Below are 20,463 nucleotides of genomic sequence, written 5' to 3'. Positions count from 1 at the left end.
GATCGTTCCTACGCTCTGCGTGGGAATGCCGCCATGGACGCTCTGCGTCCGCTCTTGGGACGCGGAGCGTCCCGGGATGCATTCCCACGCGGAGCGTGGGAACGATCATCTATCTGCTCCCTTTCCCCCTCTCCCCCTCAGGGGGAGAGGGCTGGGGTGAGGGGGTGGCTTTTGATCTTCAGGCCTGGACGCTGAGGCCGTACTCGGCCGAAGCATCCTGCAACCACAACCACCAGTAATCCGAGAAGCTGCGACGGATCAGCAGTTCCCAAGTGTCTTCGGCGGTATGACGAATCATCAGCTGCGACTTGGCGAACACCGTGCCCACCGCTTTGCCGACCGGAAAGTTGTTCGGGTGCACGTCATAGCTGGTGGATTTCATCAGCACCTGACGTACGTTCGGCCCGCTCAGCTCAAGGATTTGCTGGCCGCCACTGACGTTGACGATGGCGATGTGCAGATCGCCCAGCGCTTCACGCAGTTTCTGCTCGGCGGCGAATTCTTCGCCGCTTGGCACGATCAGCAGCCACTCGTCCGGGCCCATCCATTGCAGACTGGTTTCGCCTTTGACGATCACGCTGAGGGCGCCGGGCAATTCAATGCCCAACGCTTTGTGCACACCGGCCGCGAAGGCTGCATCGTGGCCATCGCCACGAATGGTCAGGTGGCCGAGGAGTTTTTTCTCACGCACGATCACGCCGGCGTTCTTGCGGCCCTTGCCGACCAGGCTGGCGAGGTCGGCATGGTGCAGCGACGACTCGGCACGGGCGCCGGTGGTCGGGCGTTGCTGGTAAACATTGGCTGTGGTCATAAAGCACCTTCTGAATTCTGTTGGTTCCTGTGGTAGCTGTGCCGCCGCCTTCGCGAGCAGGCTCGCTCCCACAGGGGAACGCGATCGAATGTGGGAGCGAGCCTGCTCGCGAATAGCCGCCCGCCCACCGCTCACGAGGTTGTCAGATGTTCTGCCGCTCACCCTTCGGATCGAAGAACACCGAAGAAACGATTTCCGCCTCGATCACGCTGCCATCTGCCAGCGGTGCGAACACCCGCTCGCCCATGCGCTTGAGACCGCCCTTGACCACACCCATGGCAAACGAATAACCGAGGGAGTTGTGCGCGTAGCTGGAGGTCACGTGGCCGACCATGGTCATCGGGATCGCCTGCTTGGTGTTGAACACCAGTTGCGCGCCTTCCGGCAGCCATTTGGTCGGATCGATCGGCTTGAGACCCACCAATTGTTTGCGCTGATCTTTCACGCAATCTTCACGGTTCATGCCGCGCTGGCCGATCCACGAGAACGGTTTGGTGCGACCGACACACCAGCCCATGTTCAGGTCGTCCGGGGTCATCGAGCCGTCGGTGTCCTGGCCGACGATGATGAAGCCCTTCTCCGCCCGCAGCACGTGCATGGTTTCGGTGCCGTACGGCGTCAGGTTGTACTGCTTGCCGGCATCGACGATTTTCTCCAGCACGCCCATCGCGTAGTCGGCCTGCACGTTGACTTCGTACGACAGCTCACCGGTGAACGAGATACGGAACACCCGCGCCGGCACATCGCCGACCAGACCTTCTTTCCAGGTCATGAACGGGAACGCTTCGTTGCTCAGATCGATGTCAGTCACGGCGCTGAGCAGCTTGCGGCTGTTCGGCCCGGACAGGGTCATGGTCGCCCAGTGGTCGGTGACCGACGTGAAGTACACCTTCAGGTCCGGCCATTCGGTCTGGTGGTACAGCTCCAGCCACTGCAGTACGCGCGCGGCGCCGCCGGTGGTGGTGGTCATGACGAAATGGTTGTCGGCCAGACACGCGGTCACCCCGTCGTCGAAGACCATGCCGTCTTCCTTGCACATCAGACCGTAGCGAGCCTTGCCCACGTCGAGCTTGGTCCAGGCGTTGGTGTACACGCGGTTGAGGAACTCGCGGGCATCCGGGCCTTGAATGTCGATCTTGCCGAGGGTCGAAGCATCGAGCAGGCCAACGCTGTCGCGCACGGCTTTGCATTCGCGCTTGACCGCCGCGTGCAGGTCTTCACCGTTTTTCGGGAAGTACCATGGACGCTTCCACTGACCGACGTCTTCAAACTCGGCGCCGTTCTTCACATGCCAGGCATGCAGCGCGGTGTAGCGCACCGGTTCGAAAATGTGCCCGCAATGCCGACCGGCCACGGCGCCGAAGGTCACCGGCGTGTAGTTCGGACGGAACATGGTGGTGCCCATCTGCGGGATGGTGACGTTCAGCGAACGGGCGGCAATGGCCAGACCGTTGACGTTGCCGAGCTTGCCCTGATCGGTGCCGAAGCCCAGCGCGGTATAGCGTTTGACGTGCTCGACCGACTCGAAACCTTCGCGGGTCGCCAGTTCGATGCCACCGGCGGTGACATCGTTCTGGAAGTCGACGAATTGCTTCGGTGCACGCGCCGAGCTCTTCTCGTGCGGCACCTGGAACAGCGCCAGGGTCGGCTCTTCGAGACGGCTCAAGGCTTTCGGCAACACGCCTTCAACGGTCTGGAAACCGGCCTCGGCAGCAGCGCGCACGCCACCTTCAAAACCGTCGGCCAGCGAATCGCCCAGCGCGTAGACGCCATTGATGCCACCGACGCACACGCGCTTCTGCGGTGCTTCGCCCGGTACGAAACCAAGAATGTCTTCACGCCACACTGGTTTGCCACCGAGGTGCGAAGCCAGGTGAACCACCGGGCTGTAACCGCCGGAGCTGGCCACCAGGTCGCAGTCGAGCCATTCGCCCGGACTGCTCACGGCGTGGGCCTTTACGTCAATCGCGGCGACGCGTGCAGCGGTCACTCGCTTGCTGCCACGCACTTCAATGACCGCGCTGCCGGTGAGGATGCGAATGCCTTTGGCGCGCGCTTCTTCGACCAATGCACCGCGCGGATTGCTGCGTGCATCAGCGATCGCTACCACTTGCAGACTGGCATCGAGCCAATCCAGAGCGACACGATAGGCGTGATCGTTGTTGGTCGAGAGCACCAGCTTCTTGCCTGGCGCCACGCCATAGCGACGTACGTAAGTCGACACCGCGCCAGCGAGCATGTTGCCCGGCACGTCGTTGTTGCCGTAGACCAGCGGACGCTCGTGGGCGCCGGTCGCCAGCACCACGCGCTTGGCGCGGACACGGTGGATGCGCTGACGCACCTGACCGATCGGCGCGCGGTCACCGAGGTGATCGGTGAGGCGTTCGTGAATAGTCAGGAAGTTGTGGTCGTGGTAACCGTTGACCGTGGCGCGCGGCAACAGCAGCACGTCCGGGGTGTTCTTCAATTCAGCGATGACGCTGGCGACCCATTCCATCGCCGGTTTGCCGTCGAGGCTTTCGCGGGAATCAAGCAGGCTGCCGCCGAACTCTTCCTGCTCATCGGCCAGAATCACGCGGGCACCGCTGCGCGCAGCGGCCAGGGCTGCGGCGAGACCGGCCGGGCCGGCACCGACGATCAGCACGTCGCAGTGCTGGTTCATGTAGTCGTAGGTGTCCGGATCGTTCTCGGTCGGCGAACGGCCGAGGCCGGCAGCCTTGCGGATGTACTTCTCGTAAGTCATCCAGAACGATTGCGGGTACATGAAGGTTTTGTAGTAGAAACCCGGCGGCATCAGCTTGCCGCCGACCTTGCCGAGAATCCCCATCATGTCGTTGTTGACGCTCGGCCAGCCATTGGTGCTGGTAGCGACCAGGCCCTGATACAACGCCTGTTGCGTGGCACGCACGTTGGGAATCTGCGTGGCTTCGGTGGCACCGATCTGCAACACCGCGTTCGGCTCTTCGGAACCGGCGGCGAAGATGCCGCGAGGGCGCGAATACTTGAAGCTGCGGCCGATGATGTCGACGCCGTTGGCGATCAGGGCAGCGGCCAGCGAGTCACCTTCATAGCCTTTGTAGGTCTGGCCGTTGAAGGTGAAGCTCAGCACTTTGTTGCGGTCGATCCGTCCACCGTTGGACAGGCGATTGGTCTGGCTCATACCTTCTCTCCCAGCGCCGTCGTGGCTGTTTTCGCAGTGCCAGCCTTGTCGGTGAATTGCGGCTTCTCGCCGATCTTGTAGCTCTCGAGAATCTCGTAGGTCACGGTATCGCGAGTGACGTTGAAGTACTGGCGGCAACCGGCAACGTGGTCCCACAACTCGTGGTGCAGACCGCGCGGGTTATCGCGAAAGAACATGTAGTCGCCCCACTCTTCATCGGTGCAGGCGTTCGGATCCAGCGGACGCGGGATGTGCGCCTGACCGGATGCGTGGAATTCCTCTTCAGAGCGCAGTTCGCCGCAGTGAGGACAGAAGATATGCAACATGGGGATTTCTCCTGTTAGTGGGCAACCGCAGCAGCGCCGTGTTCATCGATCAACGCACCGTTGTGGAAACGGTCGATGGAGAAAGGTGCAGCCAATGGATGCATTTCACCCTTGGCCAGACTCGCGGCAAACACGTTGCCCGAACCCGGTGTGGCCTTGAAGCCACCGGTGCCCCAACCGCAGTTGAAGAACATGTTCGGTACCGGCGTCTTGGAAATGATCGGGCAAGCGTCCGGGGTGGTGTCGACGATGCCGCCCCACTGGCGGTTCATGCGTACCCGCGAGAGCACCGGGAACATCTCGACGATGGCCTGGATGGTGTGCTCGATCACCGGGTACGAACCACGCTGGCCGTAGCCGTTGTAGCCGTCGATACCGGCGCCGATCACCAGGTCGCCCTTGTCGGACTGGCTGATGTAACCGTGTACGGCGTTGGACATGATCACGCTGTCGATAATCGGCTTGATCGGCTCGGACACCAGCGCCTGCAGCGGGTGGGATTCGATCGGCAGGCGGAAACCGGCAAGCTTGGCCATGTGTCCGGAATTACCGGCCGTCACCACGCCGACGCGCTTGGCGCCGATGAAACCCTTGTTGGTTTCGACGCCGATGCACACGCCATTTTCCTTGCGGAAACCGATCACTTCGGTCTGCTGGATCAAGTCCACGCCCAAGGCATCGGCGGCACGGGCAAAGCCCCACGCCACGGCATCGTGACGGGCGACACCGCCGCGACGCTGCACGGTTGCGCCCATGATCGGGTAGCGGGTGTTTTTCGAGCAGTCCAGGTACGGAATTTCGTCCGCAACCTGCTTGGCGTCGAGCAGTTCGCCGTCGACGCCGTTGAGGCGGTTGGCGCTGACCCGACGCTCCGAATCACGGATGTCCTGCTGGGTGTGGCACAGGTTGTAGACGCCACGCTGGGAGAACATCACGTTGTAGTTGAGATCCTGCGACAGGCCTTCCCACAGTTTCATCGCGTGTTCGTAGAGGTGCGCCGACTCGTCCCACAGGTAGTTGGAACGCACGATGGTGGTGTTGCGCGCGGTATTACCGCCGCCGAGCCAGCCTTTCTCGACCACGGCGACATTGGTGATGCCGTGCTCCTTGGCCAGATAGTAGGCCGTCGCCAGGCCGTGCCCGCCGCCGCCGACGATGACCACGTCGTAGACTTTTTTCGGGGTGGGCGTGCGCCACATGCGCTGCCAGTTTTCGTGGTGGCTGAGCGAGTGTTTGAACAGGCCGAAGCCGGAATAGCGTTGCATAGTCATTACTCCAAAACCGACTCAGCGATAAACCGGGAAGTCTGCGCACAGGGCCGAGACCTGCTGGGCGACATTGGCCTCGACATCGGCGTCGCCGAGGTTGTCGAGGATGTCGCAGATCCAGCCGGCGAGGGTTTCGCACTGGCTGACCTTGAAGCCGCGCGTGGTCACCGCCGGGGTGCCGATGCGCAGGCCCGAGGTCACGAACGGCGACTGCGGATCGTTCGGCACGGCATTCTTGTTCACCGTGATGTGGGCACGGCCCAGCGCGGCGTCGGCGTCCTTGCCGGTCAGGCCCTGACGGATCAGGCTGACCAGAAACAGATGGTTGTCGGTGCCGCCGGAGACCACATCGTAGCCACGCTTGATGAACACGCTGGCCATCGCCTGGGCGTTGTCGATCACTTGTTGTTGGTAAGCCTTGAAGCCAGGCTCCAGTGCTTCCTTGAAGCACACCGCCTTACCGGCGATGACGTGCATCAGCGGACCGCCCTGGGCACCGGGGAACACGGCGGCGTTGAGCTTCTTCTCGATCTCTTCGTTGGACTTGGCCAGGATCAGCCCGCCACGCGGACCGCGCAGGGTCTTGTGCGTGGTGGTGGTGACCACATCGGCGTACGGCAGCGGGTTCGGGTACAGGCCGGCAGCGACCAGACCGGCGACGTGGGCCATGTCGACGAACAGCAGCGCGCCGACCTTGTCGGCGATCTGACGGAAGCGCGGAAAGTCCAGAGTCTTCGAGTAAGCCGAGAAACCGGCAACGATCATTTTCGGTTTGCACTCGACGGCCAGACGCTCGACTTCGTCGTAGTCGATCAGCCCGGTGTCGGTGTTGATGCCGTACTGCACAGCGTTGTAGAGCTTGCCCGAGGACGACACTTTCGCGCCGTGGGTCAGGTGACCGCCGTGGGCCAGGCTCATGCCGAGAATGGTGTCGCCCGGCTGGATCAACGCCAGGTACACGGCGCTGTTGGCCGAGGAGCCGGAGTGCGGCTGGACGTTGGCATAGTCGGCACCGAACAGTTGCTTGGCGCGTTCGATGGCCAGCGCTTCGACCTTGTCCACATGCTCGCAGCCACCGTAGTAGCGCTTGCCCGGATAGCCTTCGGCGTATTTGTTGGTCAGGCCGCTGCCCTGCGCCTGCATGACGCGCTTGCTGGTGTAGTTCTCCGACGCGATCAGCTCGATGTGATCTTCCTGACGTTGCTCCTCGGCATTCATCGCCGCCAGCAGTGCATCGTCGTAACCCTGGATCTGGTCTTGCTTGCTGAACATCGCGTCTCTCCCAGCGGCATCTGTGCGCCATTCGTCTCGGTAAGGCACTGGCAATGATGGCAGTGCCCTTTGATGCGATGGTATGACCGGCACAGACAGCTCAAATGCCTGCGGACGCCACGCAAAGGTGCGTTTACGACATGGCTGGAAATGACCCGAAGAATGCACTCCCCCTGTAGGAGCTGCCGAAGGCTGCGATCTTTTGACTTTGACTTTGAAGATCAAAGGATCGCAGCCTTCGGCAGCTCCTACAGGGGTCAGGCGATGATTTGGCGGATGGCAAGCAGCAGGAGGAAATGCGCGGGATACAGCGCATATGCCCAGCGCCGCATCGGTGGTGGCCGGACATGTCGCCCATGTCGCAACAAGAACATTCCAAGCATCGGCGCAAACACACACGTCGCCAGCCCAAGCATCGCCACGCTGTTGCCGAAACGCGCCGATTCGAGCAGCACCTGCCATTGGTTCGCCGCCAGACACACCAGCCCCGGCAACAGGCTGAAATACCAGGATCGGCGGAACACCAGCAGCATCGCCAGCGGCAACAATACGCCGAAGAAACCGAACATCAGTCGATCTGAAAAAACCGCCGCAACCACCAGCGCGGCCAATGCGAGCAACCGTGGCATTGACGCTGAGTCCTGCCAGCCACGCGCCACCAACAGGCCCAGCGCCAGCGTCGGCATCACGTTGAAGGTGTCAGGGTCGGGGATATAAAAGCGATAAGGGATTTCGCTGATGGCGCTGAACAGCAACAGCCAGCCCAGATAGCGCCATTCCATTTTGCGCGAACCGTCTCGTGCCAGATTCGCCGCCATCGCCAGGCAAAACCATGGAAACGCCAGACGACCCGGCACATACAACCAATCGACGGAGAAGCCGACATATCGCAGGTGATCGAGCAACATGCTCAGCAACGCCAGCCACTTGAGCAGATCCAGGGCACCGTCGCGTTGGCTCAGGTGCATAATCGACCCATAAACTGGTAATTTTCTGCACCCGACATCACGTGTGCTCCCCGGAAGATCTTCGGTAAAGTGCGCATCCTCATTGACCACGAGCCTTCACAAGAGTCTCGATTACGGAAGCCGGCCATGACCGACAAGAGCCAACAATTCGCCAGCGACAACTATTCCGGTATCTGCCCGGAAGCCTGGGCCGCCATGGAACAGGCCAACCACGGCCACCAGCGCGCTTACGGCGACGATGAATGGACCGCCCGCGCGGCCGATCATTTCCGCAAACTGTTCGAAACCGACTGCGAAGTGTTCTTCGCCTTCAACGGCACCGCCGCCAACTCGCTGGCACTGTCGTCGCTGTGCCAGAGTTACCACAGCGTGATCTGCTCGGAAACCGCCCACGTCGAAACCGACGAATGCGGCGCTCCAGAATTCTTCTCCAACGGCTCGAAGCTGCTGATCGCCGGCACTGAAAACGGCAAGATCACCCCGCAATCGATCCGCGAAGTCGCGCTCAAGCGCCAGGACATCCACTACCCGAAACCGCGCGTGGTGACCCTGACTCAAGCCACTGAAGTCGGCAGCGTTTATACCCCGGAAGAAGTCCGCGCCATCAGCGCAACCTGCAAGGAGCTGGGCCTGCACCTGCACATGGACGGCGCGCGGTTTTCCAACGCCTGCGCATTCCTCGGCTGCTCGCCCGCCGATCTGACCTGGAAAGCCGGCGTCGACGTGCTGTGCTTTGGCGGCACCAAGAACGGCATGGCGGTGGGTGAAGCGATCCTGTTCTTCAACCACAAACTGGCCGAAGACTTCGACTACCGCTGCAAGCAGGCCGGGCAACTGGCGTCGAAGATGCGCTTTCTGTCGGCACCGTGGGTCGGCATTCTGGAAAACGACGCCTGGCTCAAATACGCCCGCCACGCCAACCACTGCGCGCAACTGCTGGCAGAACTGGTCAGCGACATCCCCGGCGTCGAACTGATGTTCCCGGTGCAGGCCAACGGCGTGTTCCTGCAACTGTCCGAGCCGGCCATCGCCGCGCTGACTGCAAAGAACTGGCGCTTCTACACCTTCATCGGCAAGGGCGGCGCACGCTTCATGTGCTCCTGGGACACCGAAGAAGAACGCGTGCGCGAACTGGCGCGGGATATTCGCGAGGTCATGTCGGCCTGATCCCGCCCATGATCATTCCCACGCGCAGCAAAGGAATGTCTCCCGGGACGCTCCGCGTTCCAGCTTCACCCTTGGCGACAGGCTGAAAACCGCTATGACGCGGAGCGTCAGTGGCTGCATTCCCACGCAGAGCATGGGAACGATCTTTATTTCCACATCTGCCCACCCTGATCGTTCCCACGCTCCGCGTGGTAACGCCTCCAGGGACGCTCCGCGTTCCAGCCTCACCATTATCGACACGGTCAAGACCGCTATGACGCAGAGCGTGGGAACGATCTTTATCTCCACATCTGCCCCCCCTGATCGTTCCCACGCTCCGCGTGGGAATGCCTCCAGGGACGCTCCGCGTTCCAGCTTCACCCTTGGCGACAGGCTGAAAACCGCTATGACGCGGAGCGTCAGTGGCTGCATTCCCACGCGGAGCGTGGGAACGATCTTAGGTCGGGAATGACTTTTCCCACTGTAGTTGCAGACGTCTCTTCTAGCACGTTCCCTACTCCGGCCTCACCCTGATCGTTCCCACGCTCCGCGTGGGAACGCATCCCGGGACGCTCCGCGTTCCATCTCATTCGCACCGCAAGATTCAAGGATCGAATCCCATGGGCCGCAACCGCTATACGATTACCGAAAGCGACAAACCGCATTTCCTCACCTGCACCGTAATGGAGTGGTTGCCGTTATTCATTCGCCCGTACATCGTTGAGCACCTGCTCAACTGCTGGCGATATCAACAGGCTCATCATGACTTAAAGCTATACGGCTACGTGATTCTGGAAAACCACCTGCACTTCGTCGCCCAAGCACCCGATCTGAGCAAATGCCTCAGCCAGTTCAAGTCCTTCACCGCGCGACAAATCATCAATGACTTGCAAACAAAAGGCGCCGACAAAGCCTTGCAGCGTCTGCGCTTCAGCAAACGCGCGCATAAGCAGGACCGGGTGTATCAACTGTGGCAAGAAGGCGCGCACGCGGAAATGGTCTACAGCGAATCGGTGATGCGCCAGAAACTTGAATACATCCACAACAACCCGGTGAAACGCGGATATGTGGATTTACCGGAGCATTGGCGTTATTCGAGTGCCAGGGACTACGCGGGAATCGAGGGTATGATCGAGATTCAGCGCTGGTATTGAAATGGGACGCGGAGCGTCCCGGGCGGCATTCCCACGCGGAGCGTGGGAACGATCATAAAAGCCTCAGAACTCAATCCGCACATCCCCCTTCGGCACGCTGCAGCACGACAGGATAAACCCTTCGGCCTCGTCATCCTCGGTAATCCCGCCGTTGTGCTCCATCTCCACTTCGCCGCCCAGTTTCATCACCTTGCATGTCCCGCAAATGCCCATGCCGCAGGCTTTCGGGATCATCAGGCCGAGTTTGGCGGCTGCCGCGTGGACGGTTTCGCCCGGGCCGACGCGGATGCTCTTGCCGGACGCGGTGAATTCAACCTGATGCAGATCCGCGGCGTCGATTTCCGGCGCATCGGCGGCTTGTTCGGCCTGTTCCACCGCGTCGGCGCGGGCCTCGGGTGGCGTGGCGCCGAAGGATTCTTCGTGGTAGCGCGACATGTCGTAGCCGGCCGCTTCCAGCAAGCGTTTGACCGCAGTCATGTACGGCGTCGGGCCGCAGCAGAACACTTCGCGTTCGAGGAAGTCCGGAACCATCAGTTCGAGCATCTTGTGGTTCAGGTAACCGCGATAACCGGCCCATGGCTCACCGAGGCCGTGTTTTTCGCAGATCAGGTGCAGGCTGAAGTTGTCGATCCGCGACGCCATGTGCTCAAGCTCGCGGTGGTAAATGATGTCTTTCGGCGACCGCGCGCTGTGCACGAACGTCATGTCGACGTTAGCGTTGGTGTCGTAGAACCAGCGCGCCATCGACATGCACGGCGTGATGCCGACGCCGCCGCTCAAATACAGAACCTTCGGGCTCGGGAAGTCGATCGCGTTGAACAGCCCGACCGGGCCGTGCACCGCCAGTTCTTGCCCCTCATGCAAAGTGTCGTGCAACCAGTTGGAGACCTTGCCGCCCGGCACGCGTTTGATCGTCACCGAAAAGCTGTACGGCACCGACGGCGAGCTGGAAATGGTGTACGAGCGCATGATCGGCTGGCCTTCGATTTCCAGCTCCAGGGTGACGAACTGCCCCGGCTTGAAGAAGAACAGGATCGGCTGGTCGGCCATAAAGCAGAAAGTGCGCACATCCCAGGTTTCCTGGATGACTTTGACGCAACGGACAATGTGTCGGCCATTGGCCCAGGTCTGGGTGGTGACCGGATTCAGGAAGCTGTTGGACATGCTGTTCTCCACGGCCGACTGTCGGCCTCTTGTCGGCGATTCTGCGTATAGCGCAGACCGCGCGTTTACCTATCCGCGACATTGACATACTTATCGCGACCAGCCCTTGAACACCGGGCCTTGCGCGTCGGGAACAGATTGCGCCATGTCGCGCATGGATAAGGTTCCCCCCAGCGCCGGCCCCACACTCGCCCCAACACAAGACGACTTCTTTACACCTTGCGTAGCAACCGTTTTGCAGCACACCTGATCAGCCACTTTCGCCGGCCACGCAGAGGGCCATGAGGATTACATCGATGGACGTCACCGCAAAAATCAGCCTGGGCGATCCGCTGGAACCCGCACGCAAGGCCACCGCACAAATGCTCCAGGAGCGCGAGCGCACTTTTTCGCTGCCACAGCCGTTCTACAGCGACGAGCGCCTGTTCGATATCGATATGCAGGAGATCTTCCAGAAGGAATGGTTGATCGCCGGCATGACCTGCGAGATCCCGGCCAAGGGCAACTACCTGACCCTGCAGGTCGGCAAGAACCCGATCATCGTCATTCGTGGCGCCGAGGGCGTGGTGCACGCGTTCCACAATGTCTGCCGCCACCGTGGCTCGCGCCTGTGCACCAGTGAAAAAGGCAAAGTCGCCAAACTGGTCTGCCATTACCACCAGTGGACTTACGAACTGGACGGTCGCCTGTTGTTCGCCGGCACCGAGATGGGCGCCGACTTCGACATGAAGCAGTACGGCCTGAAACCGGTGAACGTGAAAACCGCTGGCGGCTACATCTTCATCAGCCTGGCGGAGAACCCGCCGGCCATTGATGACTTCCTGTCGACGCTCAACCATTACATGGAACCGTACGACATGGAGAACACCAAGGTGGCGATCACCACCACCTTGATGGAAAAGGCCAACTGGAAACTGGTGCTGGAAAACAACCGCGAGTGCTACCACTGCAACGCGTCGCACCCGGAACTGTTGAAAACCCTGCTGGAGTGGGACGACGTCACCGACCCGCGCGCCGATCAGGCCTTCAAGGATCACGTCGCCGCCTCCGCCGCTGCCTGGGAAGCGGAAAAGATCCCTTACGCCCACGCCAGTTTCGGCTTGCGCAACCGTATAGTCCGCATGCCGCTGCTCAAGGGCACCGTGTCGATGACCCTCGACGGCAAGCAAGGCTGCGCGAAACTGATGGGCCGCATCAAGAACCCGGACCTGGGCTCGATGCGCATCCTGCACCTGCCGCATTCGTGGAACCACTGCATGGGCGATCACATCATCGTCTTCACCGTGTGGCCGATCAGCGCCCAGGAAACCATGGTCACCACCAAGTGGCTGGTGCACAAGGATGCGGTGGAAGGTGTCGATTACGACGTCGAGCGCATGCGCCAGGTGTGGGACGCGACCAACGATCAGGACCGCCGTCTGGCTGAGGAAAACCAGCGCGGGATCAACTCCACCGCTTACCAGCCGGGGCCTTACTCGAAGACCTATGAATTCGGCGTGGTCAACTTCGTCGATTGGTACAGCGAGCGGATGTTGAACAACCTCGGGGCAGAGCCTGCGCCTTACCTCAAAGGTGTACCGGTCCAGGGCTGATCAAGAACAAAAGATCGCAGCCTGCGGCAGCTCCTACAGGTGGAATGCATTCCCCTGTGGGAGCGAGCCTGCTCGCGAAGGCGTCCTGACCCACGCTACATCTTTCAGCTGATCAATTTCCGACCAATCACCCCCGCCCCCATACCCCTCAAGCCCTCCAGCCTTCCGCAAACAAGTTATCCACATACCCGCCCACAGCAAATGGGGGTAACTGTGGATGAGTCAAAAAATATCTTGCTGATTCGCAAAGAAAAACCGTGACTTATTCTGAATCACAGTTTCTGAAAACGATCGATCGGTTTTTGATCAACGCCATGCAGACCACGGTTTCAAAGGCCTCCAGCGGGTAGCGAACACGTTATCCACAGAAGCGCCAACAGAGATCGGGGACAACTTTCACTCTTCTGTGGAAAACACCTATGACTGGGGAAAACCCGTTCGTCTTAACAGCTCTCGGCGCCCGGGGATCACATTTGATCAATAATTGATCAAACCGATGTAAGCCCTGATCCATATGGCCTACAGCTGAGAGCGAACATCTTATCCACAGAAGCGCCAACAGAGATTGGGGGCAACTTGTCGATTTATACCGAGGGAAAAGCCCGAGAAATCCGTGAGTTACCCTGATCGTTTTTTGATCTTATGGCTGAAAGGCTGGAATGGCGCGGGATGCGAGCAAGGGCGAACACGTTATCCACAGCTTCGCCAACAGGGATTGTGGGTAAACAGTAAAGATTGACTGTGAATGAATACCAATGTGGGAGCGAGCCTGCTCGCGAAAGCGTCGGGTCAGTCGATGCATGTGTCGGCTGACACTCCGCTTTCGCGAGCAGGCTCGCTCCCACAGTGGTTATTCCATGCCTGGAAGAGGGTGACTAGCGGACAACGCCTTCTTCAATCAGCAACTTCAGAATCGCCTCCGCCCCAGCCTGCGCGGTAACGCCCTTGAGCACCTGCCCCCCACCGCCACTGGCCTTGGCCGTCGCGGCCTTCATCCGGTCGGCACCGCTCTTGGCCTTGATCACTTTCAAGCGCTTGGGCCGTGGCTTGGCCGGCTGCAGCGTGGCCGCGGCCAACAATTGGTCCTCCACCACTTCAACGTCATCGGCGGCCAATTCCCCCCGTCTTGCCGGGCCATACGCGCTCTGCCGAGGCTTCGGGGCGGCGTTATCCACGGTCGCCAGAAACGGCAGTTTCACCTTCAAGCGGCGTCGCTGCCCGCGCGGCAACGCTTGCAGGACCAGCGCCGACCCGTCATTGATTGATTCGACCTGCGCCAGGCCCACCACCAGCGGCCAGCCCAGACTTTCCGCCAGCAGGAACGGCAACATTCCTGAACCTTCGCCGGTTTCCGCCTGGCTACCGGTCAGCACCACCTGCGCACCGGCATCGCGCAGGTACGCGGTCAGCGCCGGCAAGGCATCGGCGCCAGCGGGTTGTTCCAGCACATGCAGCTGTTCCAGGCCCATGCCCAGATAGGCACGCAGGGCCGGTTCGGCAACATCACCGGCGTGCAGCACTTGCAGGTTATCCCCAGCCAGTTGCAGGCCCAGTTCCACCGCGCGTGCATCCTGATCGGCGCGCCGTGGCCGACCCGAAGTCGGGTGAGCGCCGATTGAAACCAGACTGATAACGTTCGTGTTCATAGGGTTTCCTTAAGCCGCATCGCGCTTGGCTTCGTTGCGGTAAGCCGCGACCGCTTCGATCAACGCTTGCAGAATCTCTGCGCTTTCGCCGATCACCGAAAGGTCAGCACGCTTGATCATGTCGCAACCCGGATCAAGGTTGATCGCTACAACCTTGTCGCAAGCGCCAATGCCTTGCAGGTGCTGAATCGCGCCAGAGATACCCACAGCCACATAGACCCGCGCAGTGACCCAGGTGCCGGACGCGCCAACCTGGCGATCCCGCGCCATGAAGCCGTCGTCCACCGCAACCCGCGAAGCGCCTTCGGTGGCGCCGAGGGCCGCCGCTGTTTCGTGAAACAGCTGCCAATCCTTGACCCCGTTGCCGCCGGAGAAAATGAATTCCGCTTCGGCCATCGGAATCGCCGCCGGATCTACCGCCACTGCGCCGAGATCTTCGATGCGCGACAAGCTGCGCGCGACGCTTGTGGATAACTCCACTGGCAACGCTTCGTGACGGGTTTCGCTGACCGGTTCTGCGCATTCGGCAGCGGCGAGAATCAACCGCGCCACTGGACGCGCCAGGTCTTGCAATCCGGCCCCGGCGCGGCCGATGCACTCCTGATCCTTGACCTGCCAGACCCGCGTGGCCGGGCGCTCGCCCAGTGCAGCAGCAAAGCGCCGACCGAGTTCGCCGCCACCGCTGCGGCTGTCCGGCAGCAACCAGTGACGCGGGTTGAATTGGTTATCCACAGCGCGCAAACCCTGCACCCGTTGTTCCGGTGCATAACCGCTGAATTCCTCGCCTTCCAGCACCAGCAAGCGATCAACGCCCGCGGTTTCGAAAGCGCTTTCCTTGTGTTCGCCGAACACCACAGCAAGCACCGCACCGTCGCTGCCGGCCAGTTGGTGAGCGAGGCCGAGCAAATCGCGGTCGTGGCTGCTCAGGCGACCGCCGACCATATCCGGCACCACGCTGATGTAGAACGCCGGAGCCGGTACCTGATGCAGCGGCAACTGCACTTCAACAGCAGCGGAACGTTTGACCGCCCCGCCCTGCTGCGCGCCGCTGCGGTCGATCCGTTTGATGCCGTTGGGGCCGATAAAACCCATGCCGTGCAGATTCTTGCGGATGACGCCGTTGGGACCCATCCAGCTGTGTTGCGCCGGTTGCATCGCCGCGTGCAGCGGATGCAGACGGTTACGCGCAATCCATTCGGCGCGCGGGTCGCGGCGGATAATGTCGCTCATCAGTGCACCTCCGCAGGTTCACGTTTGGCCGGGCTGGCAGGCTTGCTTGGCGCGGCGTCCTCGAGCAACGCGTCGGCCACCAGTTCGGCGATGTCCTTGATCAGCGGACGCGGTTCGACCACACCTTCGAGCATCGCCGTGCACTGTGGACAACCCACCGCCACCAGTTCGGCGCCGGTTTCGCGGATGTCTTCCATGCGCATGTCGGGGATGCGTTGCTTGCCCGGAATGTCAGTGATCGGCGCGCCGCCACCACCGCCGCAGCAGCGTGAGCGGAAGCCGGACCGTTGCATCTCTTTGACTTCAATGCCGAGGGCTCGCAGCACTTCACGCGGCGCTTCGTACTCGCCGTTGTAGCGGCCCAGGTAGCACGGATCGTGATAGGTCACGCTGTTGCCTTTGTGCTGACCGAGGTTGAGCGCGCCGGCCTGAATGATCTCGGCCATGTAGGTGCTGTGGTGCTGCACCAGATAGTTGCCGTCGAAGGCGCCGTACTCGTTTTTCAGCACATGGAAACTGTGCGGATCGCAGGTGACAATGCGGTTGAAGCTGTATTTGGCCAACGTCTGGATGTTGCGCTTGGCGAGCTGCTGGAACGTTGCTTCGTCGCCGAGACGGCGGGCCACATCGCCGCTGTCGCGTTCCTCAAGACCGAGTACGGCGAAGTCGATGTTGGCCGCTTTCAGCACTTTGACGAACGCGCGCAGGGTGCGCTGGTTGCGCATGTCGAAGGCGCCGTCGCCGACCCAGAACAGCACGTCGGTGGATTTCTTTTCGCTGAGCAGATTCAGGTTCAGATCCGCCGCCCAGTTCATCCGCCCGCCCGGGGCAAACCCGCCGGGGTTATCGGTGGCGATGAGGTTTTCGAGGACTTCGGCGCCCTTGTTCGGCGTCGCGCCTTTTTCCAGGGTCAGGTGACGGCGCATGTCGACGATCGCATCGACGTGCTCGATCATCATCGGGCATTCCTCGACGCAGGCACGGCAGGTGGTGCAAGACCACAGGGTTTCGGCGTCGACCAGACCGTTGACAATCGGTTGGTGCGGATTGCCGCCATGTTCGCCAATCGGTTTGCCCGGATAAGGACTGCCGGCGAACTTCGCGTCAGTGCCGCCGGCGAGGCCGACGACCATGTCCTGAATCAGTTTTTTCGGGTTCAGCGGCTGGCCGGCGGCGAAGGCCGGGCACGCTGCTTCGCACTTGCCGCACTGCACGCAGGCGTCGAAACCGAGCAACTGGTTCCAGGTGAAATCCTTGGGTTTTTCCACGCCCAGCGGCGCATCGGGATTGTTCAGGTCCAGCGGTTTCAAACCGGTCGAGCGCCCACCACCAAAGCGTTCCGGACGGCGGTGCCAAGCCAGATGCAGGGCACCGGCAAAGGCGTGTTTCATCGGCCCGCCCCAGGTCATGCCGAAGAACAGTTCCGACACACCCCACAGCACGCCAACACCGAGAATGGCGGCGAGCACCCAACCGCCGAAGTTTTCCGGCAGGATTCCCGCCACAGGCAGAGTCACCAGAAAAAACGACGCGGAGAACGCCAGCAGGCTTTTCGGCAGGCGCATCCACGGGCCTTTCGACAGACGTGCAGGCGGATTGACCCGGCGCAGGTACATGAAGATCGCGCCGACGAACATCACCGCCGACATCAGCAGCAAGGCGTAGCCGAGGATGCGGTTATGCAGGCCAAAACCGTGCACAAGAATGGCCAGCACGATCGACGCCACCGCACCGCCCGCCGTGGCGACGTGGGTGTTGGCAATGTATTTGTCCCGCGCCACAACGTGGTGCAGGTCGACCATGTAGCGCTTGGGCATGGCCAGCAGACCGCCGAGCAGATCGACCTTCGCCGCCCGCCCCCGGCGCCACATGTTCATCCGCCGCAACGCGCCGAGGACCGCAAGGCCCAGAGCGGCGAACAACAGGATTGGAAGAAGGGTGTTCAACATCAGAGTCACCTCTGGCGAGCGGCAAGCTGCAAGCTACAAGCGGCAAGAAAGAGCAGCATGGATCGGCTGTGCTTTTACTTGCAGCTTGCAGCTTGTGGCTTGCAGCTGAGCCGTCAAAAATCCTTACAGAGCCGAAGTGCGTCGTAAATGGCGGCATGGGTATTACGCTGCGCCACACAGTCGCCGATGCGGAACAGCAAGTAGCCGTCGCCCGCTTCGCTCAGCGAAGGTTGCGGCTGGATCGCGAACAGCGCTTCGACGTCGATCTGGCCCTTGTTGCGCGAGCCGTCCTTGAGGGCGTAGTAGATTTCCTCGTCCGGGCGCACGCCGTTTTCGACGACCACCTGATCGACCACCCGTTCCTCTTTCGCGCCGGTGTATTCGTTCTCGAGCACTGCGATCAGCTTGTCGCCCTCGCGGTAGACCTTTTCCAGCATCATGTCGCCGGTCATGATCACTTCTTTCGGGTACATGCTGCGGTAGTAGGTCGGGAACGACGTGCCGCCGATGGCCACGCCCGGTTTGATGTCGTCGGTGACGATCTCGACCTGGCTGCCCTTGTCGGCGAGGAAGTCGGCGACCGACATGCCGGTGAACTCGCAAATGGTGTCGTAGACCAGCACGTTCTTGCCCGGCGCAACCTTGCCGTCGAGCACGTCCCAACTGCTGACTACCAGCCCTTCGGCCGCGCCCCAGTGCTCGTTCTGCTCAAGGTACGGATGACCGCCAACCGCCAGCACCACGACATCCGGACGCAGGTCCATGATGGTGTCGGCATCCGCCGCCGTGCCCAGGCGCAGATCGACTTTCAGCCGCGCCAGTTCCAGCTGGAACCAGCGGGTGATGCCGGCGATCTGGTCACGCTGCGGTGCTTTCGATGCGGTGGTGATCTGCCCGCCGATGAAGTCTTTTTTCTCGAACAGCGTGACATCGTGGCCACGCTCGGCAGCCACGCGTGCTGCTTCCATCCCGGCCGGGCCGGCACCGACGATCACCACTTTGCGTTTCGGCCCGGTGGATTTCTCGATGATGTGTGGCACGCCCATGTATTCACGGGAGGTCGCGGCGTTCTGGATGCACAGCACGTCGAGGCCTTGATACTGGCGGTCGATGCAATAGTTGGCGCCGACGCACTGTTTGATCTGGTCGATCTGGCCCATCTTGATCTTGGCGATCAGGTGCGGGTCGGCGATGTGCGCGCGGGTCATGCCGACCATGTCGACGTAACCGCCCTCAAGAATGCGCGTGGCCTGGTTCGGGTCCTTGATATTCTGCGCGTGCAACACCGGCACCTTGACCACTTCCTTGATCCCGGCAGCCAGGTGCAGGAACGGCTCCGGTGGATAACTCATGTTCGGAATAACGTTGGCCAGGGTGTTGTGGGTATCGCAACCCGAGCCGACCACGCCGATGAAATCGAGCATGCCGGTGTCGTCGTAATACTTGGCGATCTGCTTCATGTCCTCGTGGGACAAGCCGTCCGGGTGGAACTCGTCACCGCACAGGCGCATGCCCACGCAGAAGTCGTCACCGACCTCGGCGCGCACAGCTTTCAGGACTTCCAGGCCGAACTTCATCCGCCCTTCGAAGGTGCCGCCCCATTCATCGGTGCGTTTGTTGACGCGCGGGCTCCAGAACTGGTCGATCATGTGCTGGTGCACGGCCGACAGTTCGACGCCATCGAGGCCACCAGCCTTGGCCCGGCGCGCAGCCTGGGCGTAGTTGCCGATCACCCGCCAGATCTCTTCCGGCTCGATGGTTTTGCAAGTGGCGCGGTGCACCGGTTCACGGATGCCCGAGGGCGACATCAAGGTCGGCCAGTTGAAACCGTCCCAGCGCGAGCGACGACCCATGTGGGTAATCTGGATCATGATCTTGGCGCCATGCTTGTGCATGGCGTCGGCCAGATTCTGGAAGTGCGGAATGATCCGGTCGGTGGACAGATTGACCGAACTCCACCATTCCTGCGGGCTGTCGATCGCCACGACGGACGAACCGCCGCAGATGGCCAGGCCGATACCGCCCTTGGCTTTCTCTTCGTAATACTTGACGTAGCGGTCGGTGGTCATGCCACCGTCAGTCGCGTAGACCTCGGCGTGCGCGGTGCTGAGCACGCGGTTGCGGATGGTCAGTTTGCCGATCTGGATCGGCTGGAACATTGCTTCGAAAGCCATGGCACGGTCCTCGGCTTACAACGGCTTGACGATGAACAAGCCGTCATCGTGGCCCTCTTCGGAGCCTCCGTAGACTTGTTCGGCCACAGTACGGATCTTGCTGCCACCGGCTTCGAGAATCTGGTCCATGGCGCCGGCGAACCAGCCGGTGAACATGTAATCAACCTTGCGCCCGACCTTGCCGTAGACATAGACGAATGCCGAGTGCTCGAGCTTGACGCTGGCGGTGCCTTTGTCGAGGTCGATGTCCTGGATCTTGAACAGGCCCCAGCCGCGCTGCGACAGGCGCTTCATGTAGTGCTCGAACACCGCGACGCCCTCCAGGCCGTGGCATTCGGCTTCCTTTTCACACCAGTGCCAGGCGGATTTGTAGCCGGCCTTGTAGAGGATCTCGGCATAGGCTTCAGCGCCGAGCACTTCCTCGATGCCCATGTGGTTGTTGACGAAAAAGTGACGCGGCACATACAGCATTGGCAGGGCGTCGGAGGTCCAGACACCGGTCTCGCTGTCGACTTCGATAGGCAATTGCGGGGCGATCTTGGCCATGGAAACTTAACTCCAGAAAATTTTGTGTGTTGCCCCCGGCGCGGATGGCCGGGGGAA

15 protein-coding genes are annotated in these 20,463 nt (G+C 61.3%); 3 read left to right on the top strand and 12 right to left on the bottom strand.

All coding sequences use genetic code 11. The features are described 5' to 3' along the window. Positions 1–178 precede the first annotated feature (178 nt). The 6 genes from AB4N47_RS25355 to AB4N47_RS25330 form a co-directional block, all read right to left on the bottom strand. On the bottom strand, positions 179–811 hold the full coding sequence (locus AB4N47_RS25355; protein ID WP_016772832.1) for a sarcosine oxidase subunit gamma: 633 nt from the start codon (positions 809–811) through the stop codon (positions 179–181). A 142-nt stretch (positions 812–953) separates the two neighbouring features. Further along, the gene (locus tag AB4N47_RS25350; protein ID WP_341638064.1) at positions 954–3,971 is read right to left on the bottom strand and encodes a sarcosine oxidase subunit alpha; all 3,018 of its coding nucleotides are present in this window, start codon (positions 3,969–3,971) and stop codon (positions 954–956) included. Continuing rightward, on the bottom strand, positions 3,968–4,297 hold the full coding sequence (locus AB4N47_RS25345) for a sarcosine oxidase subunit delta (RefSeq protein WP_016772830.1): 330 nt from the start codon (positions 4,295–4,297) through the stop codon (positions 3,968–3,970). The genes AB4N47_RS25350 and AB4N47_RS25345 overlap by 4 nt, the downstream gene beginning before the upstream one ends. A 14-nt stretch (positions 4,298–4,311) precedes the next feature. After that, a complete protein-coding gene (locus tag AB4N47_RS25340) occupies positions 4,312–5,562 on the bottom strand; it encodes a sarcosine oxidase subunit beta (RefSeq protein WP_460154370.1) in 1,251 nt (416 codons plus the stop codon). Between the two features lie 21 nt (positions 5,563–5,583). Next, the gene (gene glyA / locus AB4N47_RS25335) at positions 5,584–6,837 is read right to left on the bottom strand and encodes a serine hydroxymethyltransferase (protein ID WP_024014589.1); all 1,254 of its coding nucleotides are present in this window, start codon (positions 6,835–6,837) and stop codon (positions 5,584–5,586) included. A 257-nt stretch (positions 6,838–7,094) separates the two neighbouring features. Next, on the bottom strand, positions 7,095–7,805 hold the full coding sequence (locus AB4N47_RS25330; protein ID WP_341638065.1) for a TraX family protein: 711 nt from the start codon (positions 7,803–7,805) through the stop codon (positions 7,095–7,097). Between the two features lie 126 nt (positions 7,806–7,931). On the opposite strand from AB4N47_RS25330, the gene AB4N47_RS25325 reads away from it, so the two are divergent. Both AB4N47_RS25325 and AB4N47_RS25320 read left to right on the top strand, forming a co-directional pair. Beyond that, complete coding sequence (locus tag AB4N47_RS25325; RefSeq protein WP_016772826.1) at positions 7,932–8,972, top strand: threonine aldolase family protein; 1,041 nt, start codon at positions 7,932–7,934, stop codon at positions 8,970–8,972. Positions 8,973–9,571: 599 nt separating this feature from the next. Continuing rightward, complete coding sequence (locus AB4N47_RS25320) at positions 9,572–10,105, top strand: REP-associated tyrosine transposase (protein ID WP_341638066.1); 534 nt, start codon at positions 9,572–9,574, stop codon at positions 10,103–10,105. 63 nt (positions 10,106–10,168) lie between these two features. On the opposite strand, the gene gbcB is transcribed toward AB4N47_RS25320, so the two are convergent. After that, positions 10,169–11,269 carry a glycine-betaine demethylase subunit GbcB gene (gbcB, locus tag AB4N47_RS25315; RefSeq protein ID WP_016772824.1) on the bottom strand — a complete coding sequence of 367 codons (1,101 nt, stop codon included), beginning with the start codon at positions 11,267–11,269 and terminating at the stop codon, positions 10,169–10,171. A 296-nt stretch (positions 11,270–11,565) separates the two neighbouring features. Here gbcB and gbcA point away from each other — a divergent pair, with 296 nt between their 5' ends. Continuing rightward, positions 11,566–12,861 (top strand): glycine-betaine demethylase subunit GbcA, encoded by a 1,296-nt coding sequence (gene gbcA / locus AB4N47_RS25310; RefSeq protein WP_016772823.1) that lies wholly within the window; start codon positions 11,566–11,568, stop codon positions 12,859–12,861. Between the two features lie 875 nt (positions 12,862–13,736). Here gbcA and etfB read toward each other — a convergent pair. The 5 genes from etfB to AB4N47_RS25285 form a co-directional block, all read right to left on the bottom strand. Beyond that, entirely contained in the window at positions 13,737–14,507 is a 771-nt protein-coding gene (gene etfB, locus AB4N47_RS25305) for an electron transfer flavoprotein subunit beta (RefSeq protein ID WP_341638067.1), read from the bottom strand. 9 nt (positions 14,508–14,516) lie between these two features. Next, positions 14,517–15,737 (bottom strand): electron transfer flavoprotein subunit alpha, encoded by a 1,221-nt coding sequence (gene etfA, locus AB4N47_RS25300; protein ID WP_071173853.1) that lies wholly within the window; start codon positions 15,735–15,737, stop codon positions 14,517–14,519. Next, positions 15,737–17,686 (bottom strand): dimethylglycine demethylation protein DgcB, encoded by a 1,950-nt coding sequence (dgcB, locus tag AB4N47_RS25295; RefSeq protein ID WP_460154369.1) that lies wholly within the window; start codon positions 17,684–17,686, stop codon positions 15,737–15,739. Before dgcB ends, etfA begins: the two co-directional genes overlap by 1 nt. A 113-nt stretch (positions 17,687–17,799) precedes the next feature. Further along, a complete protein-coding gene (gene dgcA, locus AB4N47_RS25290; protein ID WP_024014595.1) occupies positions 17,800–19,860 on the bottom strand; it encodes a dimethylglycine demethylation protein DgcA in 2,061 nt (686 codons plus the stop codon). A 15-nt stretch (positions 19,861–19,875) separates the two neighbouring features. Further along, positions 19,876–20,406, bottom strand: coding sequence for a DUF5943 domain-containing protein (locus tag AB4N47_RS25285; RefSeq protein ID WP_341638070.1), 531 nt, complete (start codon positions 20,404–20,406; stop codon positions 19,876–19,878). Between the last annotated feature and the right edge of the window lie 57 nt (positions 20,407–20,463).

This window comes from Pseudomonas sp. S3_G06 (assembly GCF_054667565.1).
The sequence above is the reverse complement of the archived record's forward strand: the minus strand, read 5'-3'. Positions and strand labels throughout refer to the sequence as shown.